The organism is Comamonas sp. F1-6 (assembly GCF_039581415.1).
Classification (GTDB): domain Bacteria; phylum Pseudomonadota; class Gammaproteobacteria; order Burkholderiales; family Burkholderiaceae_C; genus Comamonas; species Comamonas thiooxydans.
The window spans coordinates 36,737-52,170 of the sequence record NZ_JBCPWN010000001.1 but is presented as its reverse complement, the minus strand read 5'-3'; the positions used below and the strand labels follow the sequence as shown (position 1 = coordinate 52,170).

Genomic DNA, 15,434 nt, shown 5'->3' with positions numbered 1-15,434 from the left:
ATCAAATTCAGAGAGTTTTTGCGGCCTTCTGGCAGCGGGCGCAGTAATAGGTGCTGCGCTGCCCCTGGCGCATGAGCTGGATGGCGGCGCCGCAATGCGAGCAAGGCAGGCCATCGCGGCCATAGACCTGGGCCTCCAACTGAAAGTGCCCTTCCATGCCGTTGGCCGCGGAAAAGTCGCGCAAGGTCGTGCCGCCTTTCTCCACCGCCAAGGCCAGCACGGTGCGAATGGCCTCATACAAAACCTTGACCTTGCGCCTGCCCACATCGCGCGCCGGTGTTGTCGGGTGAATCCGCGAGAGAAACAACACCTCGGAAGCATAGATATTGCCGACACCGACGACCACGCTGCCGCTGAGCAGCAGTTGCTTGATGGGCGAGCGACTGGCCGCCAGCCCGGCTTGAAAGGCGTCCAGCGTGAATCCGTCGCTCAGCGGCTCCATACCCAGATGGTCAAGCAGCTTGCGCGCCAGGACATCGCCTTCATCCGGAACATAGATCACGGCTCCGAAGCGGCGCGGATCATGCAGACGCAGCAAGCCGCGCGATGTCTGCAGGTCGAAGTGATCATGCACTCCGCCAGTTCCCAGCGGCTCCTCGTCGCGGCCCACAAAGCGCAGACTGCCAGACATGCCCAGGTGCATGAGCAGCAGACCCTCGCTCAGGTCCAGCAGCAGATACTTGCCGCGTCTGCGCACGCCCAGCACGACCCTGCCGACCAATGCCTGCGGCAACAGCCCCAGAGGCCAGCGCAGGGGCTTTCCCAAGGTGGCTTTCTCAATCTGCGCACCCGCAATGCGGTCAGCAAAAGAGCGGCGCGTAACCTCGACTTCGGGCAACTCAGGCATGCAATCTCATCTTCGCCAAGTGTTCAACAAGCTTGGATTATTATGAGCCGATGGTTCATCCTCTACGTTTTCAGGGACTCGCCGTGGCCGCCGTTCTGGCCATGGGATCGGCAATCGCATCCGCCCAGACCGCTGACCCGCCATCCCAGCAGGACAAGATCGAGCAAAGCACCGATCTCGAACAGGCCGCGGAGCGTGAGAATGAGCAAGCAGCCCTCTCTGCCGAGCTGTTCTACGAAATCCTGGTGGGAGAGATGGCCGCTCAGGAAGGCGCCCTGACGGACGCCCAGGCCCTGATGATGGAGGCCGCGCGCAGCAGCAACAACGAAAAGCTCTATCGCCGCGCCACCGAACTTGCCATTCAGTCCCGCTCGGGCGACCGCGCACTGCGCAATGCCCGCGCCTGGCTGGAGGCCTACCCCGAATCACGCGATGCCAACCGCGCAGTGCTGCGCATTCTGGTGGTGATGAACCGCATTGCAGACTCGGCCAGCTATCTGCGTCGAGAGGTCGAGCTGACCCCTCAAGCCAATCGCAGCGCCACTTTTCTGGCCATCACCCAGCTCTACAACAATGCCTCGGACAAGCCTCTGGCCGCCGATGTGGTCGAGCAAGCGCTGGAATTCGATTTAAAGGACCCGAAGAACGGCCCCATGGCCTGGGCCGCCATAGGCCATATGCGCCTGATCGCCGGTCAGAAGCCTGCCGCCCTGCAGGCGCTGCAGAACGGCGCCAAGCTGGGTCCTGAATCGGGTGCCGTCGCCTTGCTGGCCATGGAACTGCTGGAATCGGGTTCTGCCGAAGTGGAGCCGCTGGTCAAGCGCTATCTTGAAAAGAATCATTCGCCACAACTGCGCCTGACCTATGCCCGCGTGCTGCTGGGACAAAAACGCAACGCCGATGCCAAGACCCAGTTGCAGCTCATAACGCGCGAGGCGCCCGAATTTCCGGAAGCCTGGGTCATGCTCGCCAATTTGCAATTGCAGGATGGCGAGCTGGATGCTGCCGACGTTTCCCTGACACAGTTCAGCGCTCTGCTGCCCAAACTGCCTGAGGGTGTGGGTCGCGCTGCTGGCGAATCCCAGCTCTATCTGCTCAGGGCCGAGCTGGCCGAGAAGCGCCAACGCTACGACGAAGCCGACATCTATCTGCAGCGCATTCCCGATGCCGCCAACCTGCTCAGCGTGCAGGCCCGGCGCGCCGATCTGCTGGCTCGCCAGGGCAAGGTGAAGGAAGCTCGTGCCCTGATCCAGGCCATTCCGGCAAACGGCCCCAACCAGAAGCGCCTCAAGCAGATTGCCGAGGTGCAGCTGCTGCGCGACGCAGGCCTGAACAAGGAAGCCTATGGGCTGCAAGCCCATCTGCTGAGCCAGGCACCCGATGATGTGGAGCTGGCCTACGACACCGCCTTGCTCGCGGAAAGAGCCGGAAACTTCAGCGAGATGGAGCGCCTGCTGCGCGACATCATCAAGCGCAAACCCGATTTCAAGCATGCGTACAACGCACTGGGATATTCCTACGCTGATCGCGGCATCAAGCTTGAAGAAGCGCAGACCTTGATCCAGACCGCTCTGGACATGCAGCCCGGCGATCCATTCATCACCGACAGTCTGGCCTGGGTGCATTTCCGCCGCGGCAATCTGGACGAAGCCGAAAAACTGCTGGAGCAGGCCTATGCCACGCGTCAGGATGCGGAAATTGCCGCCCACCTGGGGGAAGTTCTCTGGGCCCAGGGCAAGCAAGACCGCGCCCAACTCATCTGGCGCCAGGGCATGAAGGCAGACAGCAGCAATGACACTCTGCTGGAAACACTCAAACGCCACAAAGTGACGCCATGAAGCGCAGGCCGACTTTCTTGAAAATTCTTCCAGCCCTCGGGCTGGCCCTGGGAGCGGCCATGCTCGGCGGCTGCGCCCAACCTGCACGGCAGCTGCAGCTCGATGTAGCGGCCAGCCACCACTGGTCCGGCCGCATGGCGCTGCAGGTCCAGGATGCCCAGCAGCAATCCTTCAGCGCTGGTTTCGAGCTGCAGGGTCAGCCCGAGAGCGGCACCTTGCTGGTCTTCAACCCGCTGGGATCCATCATGGCCCGCCTGCAATGGACGCGTGCCGGAGCCACCTTGCAGCAGGGCGATCAGATCACCCAGTCAGACTCCCTGCCTGAACTCATCACCCGCATGACCGGCAGCGAGATTCCCGTCGCCGCGCTGTTCGACTGGCTGCAAGGCAAGAACACGGCTGTGACCGGCTGGCAGACAGATCTTTCGCGCATCAGCGATGGCCGCCTGCGTGCCGACCGCATCAGCCCGCCACCCGAGGCCTCCTTGCGCATCGTTCTCGATCAGGACGCTCGCTGACTGGCCGGCAACCCGGTGCTATCGTTGCACCGTTTTTCTTACTGACACATACACGCCATGCACTCGCTTTATGACGTGCCGGCCCCGGCCAAGCTCAACCTTTTTTTGCACATTACCGGCCGCAGGCCTGACGGCTATCACCTGCTGGAATCCGTCTTCATGCTCATCGACTGGCATGATGTGCTGCATCTCGAGCGCACGGTCAGCAGCCAGATCAGCCGTGAAGACCTCAATGGCGTTGACCTGCCTGCCGATGATCTGATCACACGCGCGGCCCGCGCCCTGCAGCAAGCCACAGGCTGCACGCAAGGCGTGCGCATAGGGGTTGAAAAGCACCTGCCCGCCCAGGCCGGCATGGGGGGCGGCTCATCCGATGCGGCCAGCACGCTGATGGCGCTGAACCGCCTCTGGAATCTGAACCTATCGCGCCAGGAACTGCAAAGCATAGGCTTGAAGCTCGGCGCCGATGTTCCCTTTTTCCTCTGCGGTCACTCGGCCTGGGTCAGCGGCATCGGCGAAATCATCACCCCGCTGACAGGCCGCAATGCCTTGCCGGAGCAGCAGTTCCTGGTGGTCAAACCCGAACAGGGCCTGGAAACTGGCAAGATTTTTTCCAGTGATCTCCTGAAACGCGACACAAAGCCTGCTATAGTTGCGGACTTCGCTGCAAATCACTTCGGCTTTGGCCGAAACGACCTGCAGCCGGTCGCTGAAGGCTTGCAGCCCGAGGTGATGAAAGTCAGAAGCTGGCTCGAATCACTGAAATTGCATGCTAGAATGACGGGCTCTGGAAGTGCGGTATTTGCACCGATAACGCAAAGCATTGATCTGAGCTGTGCTCCTGGCATATGGCAGATCAAGGTTTGCAGAAATCTGGAAAAACACCCACTTAATAGCTGGATTCCAGAGAACAAGTTATAAGGCTGTTTGTCTTCGACAAAAGGCCTGTGTAGGGGAGTCGCCAAGTTGGTTAAGGCACCGGATTTTGATTCCGGCATGCGAAGGTTCGAATCCTTCTTCCCCTGCCAAACATCTTCTTGCGTCATAGCAACCCACAGCACTGGGACGCACAATGCATTCACATCACTCTGATTTCATGGTCTTCACAGGCAATGCCAATGCTGGCATGGCCGAAGAGATTGTTAAGCACCTCGGCACCTCTCTTGGTGCTGCTGACGTTGGCCGTTTCTCCGATGGAGAAGTCGCGGTCGAGATCAAGCAGAACGTTCGCGCCCGCGACGTTTTCGTGGTTCAGTCCACCTGCGCTCCGACCAACGACAACCTGATGGAGTTGCTGGTCATGGTCGATGCCCTCAAGCGCGCATCGGCCGAGCGCATCTGTGCCGTGATCCCCTACTTCGGCTATGCCCGCCAGGATCGCCGCCCCCGCTCCAGCCGCGTGCCCATCACCGCCAAGGTGGTGGCCAATATGCTGCAGGCAGTTGGCGTCGAGCGCGTCCTGACCATGGACCTGCACGCCGACCAGATCCAGGGCTTCTTCGACATTCCCGTGGACAACATCTACGCCACCCCTGTGCTGCTGGGTGATCTGCGTCAGAAGAACTACGAAGACCTGATCGTCGTCTCCCCCGACGTTGGCGGTGTGGTGCGTGCTCGCGCCCTGGCCAAGGAACTGGGTTGCGATCTGGCCATCATCGACAAGCGTCGCCCCAAGGCGAACGTCTCTGAAGTCATGCACGTGATCGGCGATATCGACGGCCGCAACTGCGTGATCATGGACGACATGATCGACACCGCCGGAACGCTGGTGAAGGCTGCCGAAGTGCTCAAGCAGCGCGGCGCCAAGAACGTGTACGCCTACTGCTCGCACCCCATCTTCTCGGGCCCTGCCCTGGAACGCATCGGCAACGGCAGCGCTCTGGACGAAGTGGTTGTGACCAACACCATTCCTCTGAGCCCCGCAGCCCAGCAGTGCGGCAAGATTCGCCAGCTGTCCGTGGCCGGCCTGTTTGCCGAGACAATTCACCGCATTTCCACAGGTGATTCGGTGAGCAGTCTGTTTACCGCTTAAAATCTCTGGTTTTTCGGCCTTGAGCCCAAGCAAACCTCCTTCGGGAGGTTTGACCGTTTCGAGGCCACCGCAAGAATCCACGGCCTTGCTGCAAGGTGCAGATTCTTTTATCAATCGGGCGAGACTGGTCGCGGTCCGTCCATCTAGGAGTTAGTTATGCAATTCGTCGCTACTGAGCGCGCCAAGCAAGGTACGGGTGCGAGCCGCCGTCTGCGTCTGTCGGGCAAGACCCCCGGTATCGTCTACGGTGCTGGTGAAGCCCAACTGATCGAAATCGATCACAACGCCCTGTGGCACGCTGTGCACAAGGAAGCTTTCCACTCCAGCATCCTGGACATGGAAATCAACGGTCAAGTGACCAAGGTCGTGCTGCGCGACGTGCAGTTCCACCCCTACAAGAAGCTGGTGCAACACATCGACTTCCAGCGCGTGGACGGCAACACCAAGCTGCACATGAACGTGCCCCTGCACTTCGAAGGCGCTGCTGAATCCCCCGCCGTGAAGGTCGAGAACTGCACCGTGACTCCTCTGATGCACGAACTGCAAGTGATCTGCGAACCCGCAAACCTGCCCGAGTTCATCAAGGTGGACCTGAGCGCCCTGACTTCCAAGTCCGTGCTGGGCCTGCAAGCTCTGAAGCTGCCCAACGGCGTGAAGGCTGTGGTGCGTGGCGCCAACAAGAACCCTTCGCTGATCTCCATCAAGCTGCCCGAAGTGGCTCCTGCCGAAGGCGCCGCACCTGCTCCCGCAGCGGCCCCCGCCAAGAAGGGCAAGAAGTAATTCTTGTGTCTTCGGTACGGCGCCTGCCGCTGTACTCCAAGAAAAGGCCCACCTCGGTGGGCTTTTTCTTTGGGCCATGCAGAACCAGCGTGCCAGCCCAGCTTTGCTAGCAAGAAGATAATCCAGCAATGATCAAACTGTTTGTCGGCCTCGGCAATCCCGGCCCTGAATATGAAGACACCCGGCACAATGCCGGCTTCTGGTGGATTGATGCGCTGGCGCGCGAACTCAAGGTCAGTCTGGTTCCCGAACGCAGCTACTGGGGACTGATGGCCCGCACCAGCATCCACGGCCAGACCGTCTGGCTGCTGGAGCCGCAGACCTTCATGAATCTCTCGGGCAAGTCGGTAGGCGCACTGGCACGCTTCTTCAAGATCCAGCCCGAGGAAATCCTGGTCGTGCATGACGAGCTGGACTTCGAACCCGGCGTGGTCAAGCTCAAGCTCGGCGGCAGCCATGGCGGCCACAACGGCTTGCGCGATATCCATGCCCAGCTGGGCTCGCCCAATTACTGGCGTCTGCGCGTGGGCATAGGCCACCCCGGCCACAAGGGCGAGGTCGCCAGCTGGGTGCTCAAAAAACCGGCCCCCGACCAGCTCAAGCTGATCGAAGACGCCATCGCGCATTCGCTCAAGGCCTGGCCCGAGATGGTGGCAGGCCAGATGGACAAGGCCACTCTGGCCATCCACACCACCAAGGCGCCCCGCCCCAAGCCTGCCCGCAAGCCGGCGCCCGATGCCGTCCAGCCTGCAGGTGGCGAAGCCTGAACCTGAGGCAGAATGAAAAAATAGCTCCTGAATCAGGAGCTATTTGCGCTTGATATACAAAGAATTCAGACCCTAAAAGCCTTAACTTTCTTTCTTGGCTTGCGTAAGCTGCTCATATTTTTTGAACAGCACTTCATGGCTTTCGATGTATTCGGGGTTCACCGGTATGCAGGCCACAGGGCAGATCTGCACGCACTGCGGCTCGTCAAAATGGCCTACGCACTCGGTGCACTTGTGCGGGTCGATTTCGTAGAACTCCTCGCCCATGTAGATGGCATCGTTAGGGCACTCGGGCTCGCACACATCACAGTTGATGCATTCATCGGTAATCATCAATGCCATGTGCCAGCTCCTGTGCAGTTCTCGGTATCGGCCCACATTATCCCAAGCTCCCCAAGACATGGCAGCGCCTGGGACAAAGCCGCCCCCTCTCGGACACGGCACAATTGCCGCTATGCTGCGCAGCACGCAAACACCGCGTCTGAGCCCACTTCACGATGAAACAACGCCCCACGCCATGAGCATCTTCTTGCTCAAACGCCTGCTCACGCTGGTCGCCACATTGATCGGTGCCTCCATCGTGGTTTTTGCCGTGCTGGAAGTCCTGCCCGGCGATGCAGCCCAGATGCTCATGGGCCCCGATGCCGAGCCCGAGGCCGTGACGGCCATGGCTCAGCAACTGGGCCTGGACCAGCCCGCGCTGACACGCTACTGGCAGTGGATAGCCGGCTTGCTGCACGGCGACATGGGCGAGAGCTATGTCTATGGCTCGCCCGTGACCGAGCTGGTCTGGGAACGCCTTGCGGTCACCGTGCCGCTGGCCATCATGGCCATGTGCATCACCGCCGTGCTGGCCATTGCTGCGGGAGTGTTTGCGGCCGCCAACCACAAACGCTGGGGCGATGTGGGCCTCATGGGCCTGGCCCAGATCGGCATTGCCATCCCCAACTTCTGGTTTGCGATTCTTTTGATCCTGCTGTTCTCGGTGAAGCTGCAATGGTTCTCGGCCGGCGGCTTTCCGGGCTGGAGCGAGGAGGCCGGCGGCGGCTTCTGGCCCGCGCTGCAGGCACTGCTGCTGCCTGCCATTGCGCTGGCCGTGGTGCAGGCAGCCATCCTGGCACGCATCACCCGCTCTGCGGTGCTGGAGGTGCTGCGCGAGGACTTTGTGCGCACGGCCCGCGCCAAGGGGCTGTCACGCGGCGCGGCGCTCTGGCGTCATGTGCTGCGCAACGCCATGATTCCCGTCGTCACCGTCATGGGCCTGCAGTTCGCCAACCTGCTGGCAGGCACCATCGTGGTGGAGAACGTGTTCTATCTGCCGGGCCTGGGCCGACTGATCTTTCAATCCATTTCCAACCGAGATGTGATCGTGGTGCGCAACTGCGTGCTGCTGCTGGCCGCCATGGTGGTGGTGGTGAATTTTGTCGTCGACGTGCTTTATGCCGCCATCGACCCCCGCATCAAGGCCAGCGATATATGAGCAGGCAGACCGATACCCGCGCCAGCGTGAGCGACTACCCGACACGCGCCTTCACGCGCACACAGCCCCAAAGCTTTGGCCGACGCGCCTTGCAGCACCGCAGCTTTGTGCTCGGCGCCCTGCTCACGACCTTGCTGGTTGCCGCCGCGCTGCTGTCTTTTGCCTGGACCCCCGGCTCGGCCTATGAAGTGGATATGGACGCAGCCCTGCAGGCCAGCAGCAGCCAGCACTGGCTGGGCACCGATGCCTTCGGGCGCGATATTGCCTCGCAGATTCTGGTCGGCGCACGTGCATCGATTGCCGTGGGCCTGATCGCCGTGGGCATAGGTCTGACGCTGGGCGTGGTGCTGGGCCTGGTCGCCGCTGCACGCCGTGGCTGGGTGGAGGAAATCATCATGCGGCTGGCGGACTTCACCTTTGCCTTTCCAGCCCTGCTCTCGGCCATCATGCTCACAGCCGTGTTTGGAGCCGGCATGATCAATGCCATCATTGCCATCGGCATCTTCAACATCCCCACCTTTGCGCGCATCACCCGCGCCTCGGCCAACGCCATCTGGGCACGCGACTACGTGCTGGCCGCGCGCGCCTGCGGCAAAAGCCGCAGTGCCATCACTTTGCAGCATGTGTTGCCCAATATTGCGGCCGTACTCGTCGTGCAGGCTACCATTCAGTTTGCGCTGGCCATTCTGGCCGAAGCCGCCCTATCCTATCTGGGCCTGGGCACGCAGCCGCCCCAGCCATCCTGGGGACGCATGCTCAGCGAAGCCCAGACCCTGATGTTCCAGGCGCCGCTGCTGGCCGTCTGGCCCGGCCTGGCAATCGCCTTGTCGGTGCTGGGCCTGAACCTGCTGGGCGACGGTCTGCGCGACCTGCTGGACCCCCGACTGACACGCGAGCGCTGAATCACCATGGCTTTGCTTGAAGTCTCCAACCTCACCATCAATCTGCAGACCCATCGCGGCCGGGCCCAGGCCGTGCGCGATGTGAGCTTTACGCTGGAGCGCGGTGCCACGCTGGGCCTGATCGGCGAATCGGGCTGCGGAAAATCGCTGACGGCATTGGCGCTGATGGGCCTGCTGCCCGAGCACGCGCAAGTGGACGGCAGCATCCAGCTGGACGGCCAGGAACTGCTGGGCCTGAGCGAGCGCCAGCTCTGCGCCCTGCGCGGCAACCGCATGGCCATGGTGTTTCAGGAACCCATGAGCGCCCTCAACCCCGTGCACAGCATCGGCCGCCAGGTGGCAGAGCCGCTGCGGCTTCATCTGGGAATGAGCCGCGCCCAGGCCCGCGCCCGCGCCACCGAGCTGCTGGAGAGAGTGGGCATTGCACAGGCTGCGCAGCGGCTCGATGAATATCCGCACCAGTTCTCCGGCGGCCAGCGCCAGCGCATCATGATTGCCATGGCTCTGGCCTGCGGTCCCGATCTGCTGGTGGCCGACGAGCCCACCACAGCCCTGGATGTGACGGTTCAGCAGCGCATTCTGGATCTGCTGCAGGAGCTGGTGGCCGAGCATTCCATGGCGCTGGTGCTCATCAGCCATGATCTGGGCGTGATTGCCCAGAATGCGGAGCAGCTGCTGGTCATGTATGGCGGCACCGTGGTCGAATCCGGCATGACGGAAGCGGTGTTCGCCAGGCGCGCCCACCCTTATACGCGCGGCCTGTTTGCTGCACGCCCGCAACTCCACGCCACAGAAGGTACAGCCCATCTGCCCACCATTGCCGGAGCCGTGCCTGAGCTCGTGGACCTGCCCGCAGGCTGCCCGTTTGCGGGCCGCTGCGCCCATACTCAGGACGAGTGCTATGTGGAGCGCCCCCAGCCTCGCACGCTGCACCAGCCCAGCATGGCGGCACCTGCCTCTCTCGCTTCCTGGCGCCAGCCCCATGTGGCACGCTGCCTGTATGAACAGGTGCTGACGGTAGGAGCAAGGACATGAACAAGCCAGCCGAAGCCTCTGAAGCTGGAACCAGCAGCGCAATCTTGCTCAGGGTTAGCGGCCTGAAACGCGCATATTCACGCCCCCGTACATCGCTGTGGCACAAGCCCGAGCCGCTGCAGGCGCTGCGCGGCGTGAGCTTCGAGCTGCAGGGCGGACAAAGCCTGGGCGTGGTCGGCGAATCGGGCTCCGGCAAGTCCACGCTGGCACGTCTGGTCATGGCTCTGGACCGCCCCAGCGAAGGCAGGGTGGAACTGCTGGGCCGCAATCTGCACCTGCTGTCCGAACAGGAACTGCGCGCCGCGCGGCGCGACTTCCAGATGGTGTTTCAGGACCCCTATGGGTCGCTGGACCCGCGCATGACAGTGGAAGCCATCATCAGCGAGCCTTTGGGAACGACTCATGAGAAGCTCAGTCGCCCTGCCAGGCGCCAGCAGGTGCTGAGCGTGCTTGACCAGGTCGGTCTGCGCGCGCAGGACGCCGACAAATATCCGCACGAGTTCTCCGGCGGCCAACGCCAGCGCATCGCCATTGCCCGCGCTCTGATAACCCGCCCCCGCCTGATCGTGGCCGACGAGCCGGTCAGTGCGCTCGATGTCTCGGTGCAGGCCCAGGTGCTCAATCTCATGCAGGACCTGCAGCGCGAGCTGGGCCTGTCCTATCTGTTCATAAGCCATGACCTGGCCGTGGTCCAGCATGTCTGCGATCAGGTCATCGTGCTCCATCAGGGTGAAGTGGTGGAGCGCGGCACACCGCGCAAGCTGTTCTCCGCCCCCGAGCACCCCTATACCCAGGCCTTGGTCAAGGCCGCACCGCGAGTCATCTGAACCGGGCCGGCAAACAGTTGTTCACACTCGCAGCAGCGATATGCCTGCGACCACTGCAAAGACTGCTCCGACTGGTGTAAAAACGCATATGAAACAAGTCCGCTCCCCGCGATGACTTGCAGCGCTTTTGATGGCCCCATGCGGCCAGCCCCCCATCGGAGACTTTGTTGATGCTCAATCGCCGCTCCTTGCTGGCCAGCTCGGCTGCCAGCTTGCCCTTGTTCGCTGCCTGGCCTGCCATGGCCCAGGCCAAGAAAGACAGTGTCACGCTGGCCATGACGCTGGAGCCGCCAGGACTGGACCCCACGGCCGGGGCTGCTTCCTCGATTGCAGAAGTCGTGCTCTACAACGTGTTTGAGACGCTGACCAAGATCAACTCCGACGGCAGCGTCTCGCCTCTGCTGGCCGAAAGCTGGGAAGTCTCGTCCGATCTCAAGACCTATACCTTTCGCCTGCGCAAGGATGTGAAGTTCCAGAACGGAGAGCCCTTCAACGCTGCTGCCGTCAAGTTCTCGTTCGACCGCGCGGCCGCCGACAAAAGCACCAACAAGGACAAGCGCACCTTTGCCAATCTGAGCACCAAGGTCACCGACGAGCATACGGTGGTGCTGACCAACCAGGAAATCGATCCCGACTTTCTGTTCATGATGGGTCAGGCAACCTCCATCGTTGTCGAACCCAAGAGCGTCACCACCAACGCCAGCAAGCCCGTGGGCACCGGCCCCTACAAGCTGGCGGCCTGGGCCAAGGGCGCATCGGTCACGCTGACCGCCTGGCCCGGCTATCGCTCGGCACAGAGCATTCGCATCAAGCGCGCCGTGTTCCGCTTCATCCCCGACCCTGCAGCACAGGTTGCAGCCCTGCTGGCCGGCGATGTCGATGCCTTCCCGCGCGTCTCGCCACGCAGCGTGCCCCAGTTCAAAGCCAATGCCCGCTTTCAGGTGGTGGTGAGCAACTCGCGCGCCAAGACCATTCTGGCCATCAACAATGCGCGAAAGCCGCTCAGCGATATCCGCGTGCGCCGTGCCATTGCCGCCGCCATCGATCGCAAGGCCGTGATTGCCGGTGCCGCCGATGGCTATGGCGTGCCCATCGGCAGCTACTATGTGCCCACGGCCTTTGGCTATGTGGACACCACAGGTGTCAACCCCTTTGACCTGGAAAAAGCCAAGGCTTTGATGGCTGAAGCTGGCGTCAAGACCCCGCTGACGCTGACCATGACGCTGCCGCCCGCGCCCTATGCGCGCCAAGGCGGTGAGCTGATTGCAGCCCAGCTGGCCAAGATCGGCATCCAGCTCAAGCTGCAGAATGTGGAATGGGCACAGTGGCTGTCGGGCACCTACACCAACAAGAACTACGACCTGACCATCATTTCGCATGTGGAGCCGTTTGATCTGGGCAACTTTGCCAAGCCCGATTACTACTGGGGCTACCAATCCCAGGAATTCAACGAGCTTTTCGACAAGATCAAGCACACACCGCGCCCCGCCGACCGCGCACGCCTGCTTGGCGATGCCCAGCGCCTGCTGGCGCATGATTCGGTGCACGGCTTTCTCTACACCCCGCAGTGGGTGACCGTGGCGAACAAGAAGCTGCGCGGGCTGTGGAAGGACATGCCAGTGTTTGTGAATGACTTGTCTGCTCTGTCCTGGGGATAAGAACGACAAGCCCCCCTTGAGGCGCCATGCGCCTTCCCTCTGGCCGGGCGCCCCTCTCTCTACGTGCTTCGCACACTATGGGAGGGGGGGCGGAGGGGGCGACAGCCTCGCTGCGGGGCGTTGCAGCCGGCACAGACCCTTCCTCGCTGTCCTGGCCTTTTGAGTCGCGCCAGTTTTAAGAGTGTTTGCCTCTAGCGTTGCACCATCACAAGACGAAGTGCGAGCGCACCGAAAACGGTCGCAGCGATGCGGTTCAGCCAGCGCTGGGCGCGCACGGAGCGCTGCAGGATCTGGCCAAAGAGCCCCGAGAAACAGGCGATAGAGCCAAAGACCAGCCAAGCTGCTGCCATGAAGACGCTGCCCAGCACCATGACCTGCACTGGCACGCTGCCGCGAGCGGGGTCGGCAAACTGAGGCAAAAAGGCCAGAAAGAAGATCAGCACCTTGGGGTTGGTCAGGTTCATGACTACGCCTCTGCCCACCCAGCCCATGGCGGAGCGCAGAGTCAGCACATCGCGCTGCTCCTGCGCCTTGGCACTTTCTTCGACGCTGACCGGCGCATGCCATGCGCCCCAGGCCAGATAGGCCAGATAGGCGGCGCCGCAGAGCTTGAGCGCCGTGAACAGCATGGGCGATGTGGCCACCACGGCCGCCAGCCCCAGCGCCACGGCGGCCGTATGTCCGACAATGCCCAGACACAGGCCCAGCACCACGCACAGCCCCACGCGCCAGCCGCGCTGTGCCGATTGCACCAGCACAAACAGGTTGTCGGGGCCGGGGCTCAGCCCCAGCAGCAAGGCCACGCCAAAGAATGTGATCAGGACTTCCCAGGTCGGCATTTTCAGCTCTCTTCAAAAACAATAGCTATTTGCGATTCATCAACAAGGGCTACAGGCCTTTTCGACAAACGACTCACTTCAACCCAGCCCCAGTGCCGTCACGCCCAGGGCAATCATCACGGCCCCGGCAATGCGCAGGGCCCGGTCGCCCTCGCCCAGCAACCTGCCGCCGATCAGGGCTGCGAACAACATGGACACCTCGCGCGCCGGTGCGACGTGAGAGATGGGCGCGCTTTGCACGGCATAGAGCACCAGCACATAGGCAATGGGGCTGAAGAAAGCCACCACGGCTGCATAGCGCCATTGCAGTCGCCACAGGCGCTTGGTCTCGGGCCAGTCCCGGGCGGCCAGCGGTGCCAGAATCACCAGGCGGATCAGGTTGCCCATATAGTCCACCAGAATCGGCGACATCAGCAGCATCTTGACGGCATAGCTGTCCACCACGGTGTAGCTGGCAATGAACAAGCCCGTCAGCAGGCCGTAGTAGAGGCCCGCCAGCACACGCTGACGCGCCTCCAGGTCCTGTCCGTCGCGAATGGCCACGATCATGCGCGGACCGCCCGCGATCAGGAACACACCCAGCACCACGCCCGCAATGCCGGCAGCCCCCAGCGTTGAAATCTGTTCCCCCAAAAACATCACCGCCACCAGCGATGAGATCAGTGGCCCGCTACCGCGCGCCAGCGGATAGACCACGGTGAGATCGGCCACGCGGTAGCCGCGCAGCAGCACCACGAAATAAGCCACATGCAGCACGGCACTGGCGGTGACGAAGGCCCACTCCATCCAGCCCCAGCCCGGCACCACATCCTTGCCCAGCCACCAGCCCAGCGGCAGCCAGATGACGGCATTGCAAATGGCGGTGTAGAGCGAAAAACGGGCATCTCCGCCCGCCTTCTTGGCCACGATATTCCAGCCCGAATGGATCAGGCCGGCCAAAATGATGAGAGTGAACGCTTGCAGGGACATGAGAGCCGGAAATGCAAAAGGCCGCGCGATGCGCAGCCCTTCCAAAGATCAGTTTTCAACACAGAACACAACCCACAAACTAGCGTGCCCCAGGCCAGAGACACCGAGCAAGAGCCGCCTCGCGGCGAAGGTGTCGTCCCCCTTCGGGGGAAGGCGCAAAGCGCCACAGGGGGCATTTATTTTCTAGCTGCTATGAGCGACAGGAATTCGCGGCGCAGTTCGGAGTTGGTGAGGAAAGCGCCGCGCATGACGGAATTCAGCATCTTGGAATCCATCTCGCGCACGCCGCGCCAGGACATGCAGAAATGCGAGGCTTCCATGACCACGGCCAGCCCGTCGGGTCGGGTCTTGTCCATGATCAGGTCGGCCAGCTGGATGATGGCCTCTTCCTGAATCTGCGGACGACCCATGATCCAGTCCACCAGACGCGCGTACTTGGACAGACCGATCACATTGGTGTTCTTGTTGGGCAGCACGCCGATCCAGATCTTGCCGATCACGGGACACAGGTGGTGGCTGCAGGCGCTGCGCACGGTGATCGGGCCGACGATCATCAGCTCGTTCAAGTGTTCGGCGTTGGGGAATTCGGTGATGGCCGGCTGATGCACATAACGGCCGCGGAACACCTCATTCACATACATCTTGGCCACACGGCGGGCCGTGGCGCGCGTGTTGTGGTCATGCACGGTGTCGATGACCATGGAGTCGAGCACGCCCTGCATCTTCTCCTGCACCTCGTCCAGCAGCTTCTCCAGCTCGCCGGGCTCAATGAATTCGGCAATGTTGTCGTTGGCGTGGAAACGTTTTTTAGCTGCCTGCAGCCGCTCGCGGATCTTGACCGAAACGGGTGTTCCTTCGGCTGAGTTGTCTTTTTTCATGTCGGCGAGATCTCTGAACATCCAAGAATGGTACCAGTGAATCAACTTCCCGAAGCTACAAAGG

16 protein-coding genes and 1 tRNA gene are annotated in these 15,434 nt (G+C 61.9%); 12 read left to right on the top strand and 5 right to left on the bottom strand.

Annotation, left to right across the window (positions count from 1 at the left end):
- Window positions 1–7: 7 nt before the first annotated feature.
- Window positions 8–847 carry a bifunctional DNA-formamidopyrimidine glycosylase/DNA-(apurinic or apyrimidinic site) lyase gene (gene mutM, locus AAIL66_RS00255; protein WP_343495745.1) on the bottom strand — a complete coding sequence of 280 codons (840 nt, stop codon included), beginning with the start codon at window positions 845–847 and terminating at the stop codon, window positions 8–10.
- Window positions 848–897: 50 nt separating this feature from the next.
- Here mutM and AAIL66_RS00250 point away from each other — a divergent pair, with 50 nt between their 5' ends.
- The 7 genes from AAIL66_RS00250 to pth all read left to right on the top strand — a co-directional run bounded on the left by AAIL66_RS00250 (window position 898) and on the right by pth (window position 6,782).
- Window positions 898–2,685 (top strand): tetratricopeptide repeat protein, encoded by a 1,788-nt coding sequence (locus AAIL66_RS00250; protein WP_343495744.1) that lies wholly within the window; start codon window positions 898–900, stop codon window positions 2,683–2,685.
- Window positions 2,682–3,203, top strand: a complete 522-nt coding sequence (locus tag AAIL66_RS00245; protein WP_045838418.1) for a lipoprotein insertase outer membrane protein LolB — start codon at window positions 2,682–2,684, stop codon at window positions 3,201–3,203. The genes AAIL66_RS00250 and AAIL66_RS00245 overlap by 4 nt, the downstream gene beginning before the upstream one ends.
- 57 nt (window positions 3,204–3,260) lie before the next feature.
- Complete coding sequence (gene ispE, locus AAIL66_RS00240) at window positions 3,261–4,124, top strand: 4-(cytidine 5'-diphospho)-2-C-methyl-D-erythritol kinase (RefSeq protein WP_343495743.1); 864 nt, start codon at window positions 3,261–3,263, stop codon at window positions 4,122–4,124.
- Between the two features lie 30 nt (window positions 4,125–4,154).
- Window positions 4,155–4,231, top strand: a tRNA-Gln gene (locus tag AAIL66_RS00235).
- Window positions 4,232–4,275: 44 nt separating this feature from the next.
- Window positions 4,276–5,235: a ribose-phosphate pyrophosphokinase gene (locus tag AAIL66_RS00230; RefSeq protein ID WP_003066035.1), complete on the top strand. Its 960-nt coding sequence runs from the start codon at window positions 4,276–4,278 to the stop codon at window positions 5,233–5,235.
- A 156-nt stretch (window positions 5,236–5,391) separates the two neighbouring features.
- On the top strand, window positions 5,392–6,015 hold the full coding sequence (locus AAIL66_RS00225) for a 50S ribosomal protein L25/general stress protein Ctc (RefSeq protein ID WP_003066033.1): 624 nt from the start codon (window positions 5,392–5,394) through the stop codon (window positions 6,013–6,015).
- A 128-nt stretch (window positions 6,016–6,143) separates the two neighbouring features.
- The gene (gene pth / locus AAIL66_RS00220) at window positions 6,144–6,782 is read left to right on the top strand and encodes an aminoacyl-tRNA hydrolase (RefSeq protein WP_343495742.1); all 639 of its coding nucleotides are present in this window, start codon (window positions 6,144–6,146) and stop codon (window positions 6,780–6,782) included.
- 81 nt (window positions 6,783–6,863) lie between these two features.
- On the opposite strand, the gene AAIL66_RS00215 is transcribed toward pth, so the two are convergent.
- The gene (locus tag AAIL66_RS00215) at window positions 6,864–7,124 is read right to left on the bottom strand and encodes a YfhL family 4Fe-4S dicluster ferredoxin (protein WP_043003465.1); all 261 of its coding nucleotides are present in this window, start codon (window positions 7,122–7,124) and stop codon (window positions 6,864–6,866) included.
- A 175-nt stretch (window positions 7,125–7,299) separates the two neighbouring features.
- On the opposite strand from AAIL66_RS00215, the gene AAIL66_RS00210 reads away from it, so the two are divergent.
- From AAIL66_RS00210 to AAIL66_RS00190, 5 genes are all read left to right on the top strand, one after another.
- Window positions 7,300–8,262 (top strand): ABC transporter permease, encoded by a 963-nt coding sequence (locus AAIL66_RS00210; protein ID WP_343495741.1) that lies wholly within the window; start codon window positions 7,300–7,302, stop codon window positions 8,260–8,262.
- Entirely contained in the window at window positions 8,259–9,164 is a 906-nt protein-coding gene (locus AAIL66_RS00205; protein WP_343495740.1) for an ABC transporter permease, read from the top strand. The genes AAIL66_RS00210 and AAIL66_RS00205 overlap by 4 nt, the downstream gene beginning before the upstream one ends.
- Window positions 9,165–9,170: 6 nt before the next feature.
- Window positions 9,171–10,199 carry an ABC transporter ATP-binding protein gene (locus AAIL66_RS00200; RefSeq protein ID WP_343495739.1) on the top strand — a complete coding sequence of 343 codons (1,029 nt, stop codon included), beginning with the start codon at window positions 9,171–9,173 and terminating at the stop codon, window positions 10,197–10,199.
- The gene (locus AAIL66_RS00195; protein ID WP_343495738.1) at window positions 10,196–11,026 is read left to right on the top strand and encodes an ATP-binding cassette domain-containing protein; all 831 of its coding nucleotides are present in this window, start codon (window positions 10,196–10,198) and stop codon (window positions 11,024–11,026) included. The genes AAIL66_RS00200 and AAIL66_RS00195 overlap by 4 nt, the downstream gene beginning before the upstream one ends.
- Window positions 11,027–11,196: 170 nt before the next feature.
- Window positions 11,197–12,684 carry an ABC transporter substrate-binding protein gene (locus AAIL66_RS00190; RefSeq protein WP_034389237.1) on the top strand — a complete coding sequence of 496 codons (1,488 nt, stop codon included), beginning with the start codon at window positions 11,197–11,199 and terminating at the stop codon, window positions 12,682–12,684.
- Window positions 12,685–12,875: 191 nt separating this feature from the next.
- On the opposite strand, the gene AAIL66_RS00185 is transcribed toward AAIL66_RS00190, so the two are convergent.
- The 3 genes from AAIL66_RS00185 to folE all read right to left on the bottom strand — a co-directional run bounded on the left by AAIL66_RS00185 (window position 12,876) and on the right by folE (window position 15,391).
- Window positions 12,876–13,523, bottom strand: a complete 648-nt coding sequence (locus AAIL66_RS00185) for a LysE family translocator (RefSeq protein ID WP_059439829.1) — start codon at window positions 13,521–13,523, stop codon at window positions 12,876–12,878.
- A 78-nt stretch (window positions 13,524–13,601) separates the two neighbouring features.
- Window positions 13,602–14,492 carry a DMT family transporter gene (locus AAIL66_RS00180; protein ID WP_003066016.1) on the bottom strand — a complete coding sequence of 297 codons (891 nt, stop codon included), beginning with the start codon at window positions 14,490–14,492 and terminating at the stop codon, window positions 13,602–13,604.
- A gap of 176 nt (window positions 14,493–14,668) precedes the next feature.
- Window positions 14,669–15,391, bottom strand: a complete 723-nt coding sequence (gene folE / locus AAIL66_RS00175) for a GTP cyclohydrolase I (protein ID WP_003073932.1) — start codon at window positions 15,389–15,391, stop codon at window positions 14,669–14,671.
- Between the last annotated feature and the right edge of the window lie 43 nt (window positions 15,392–15,434).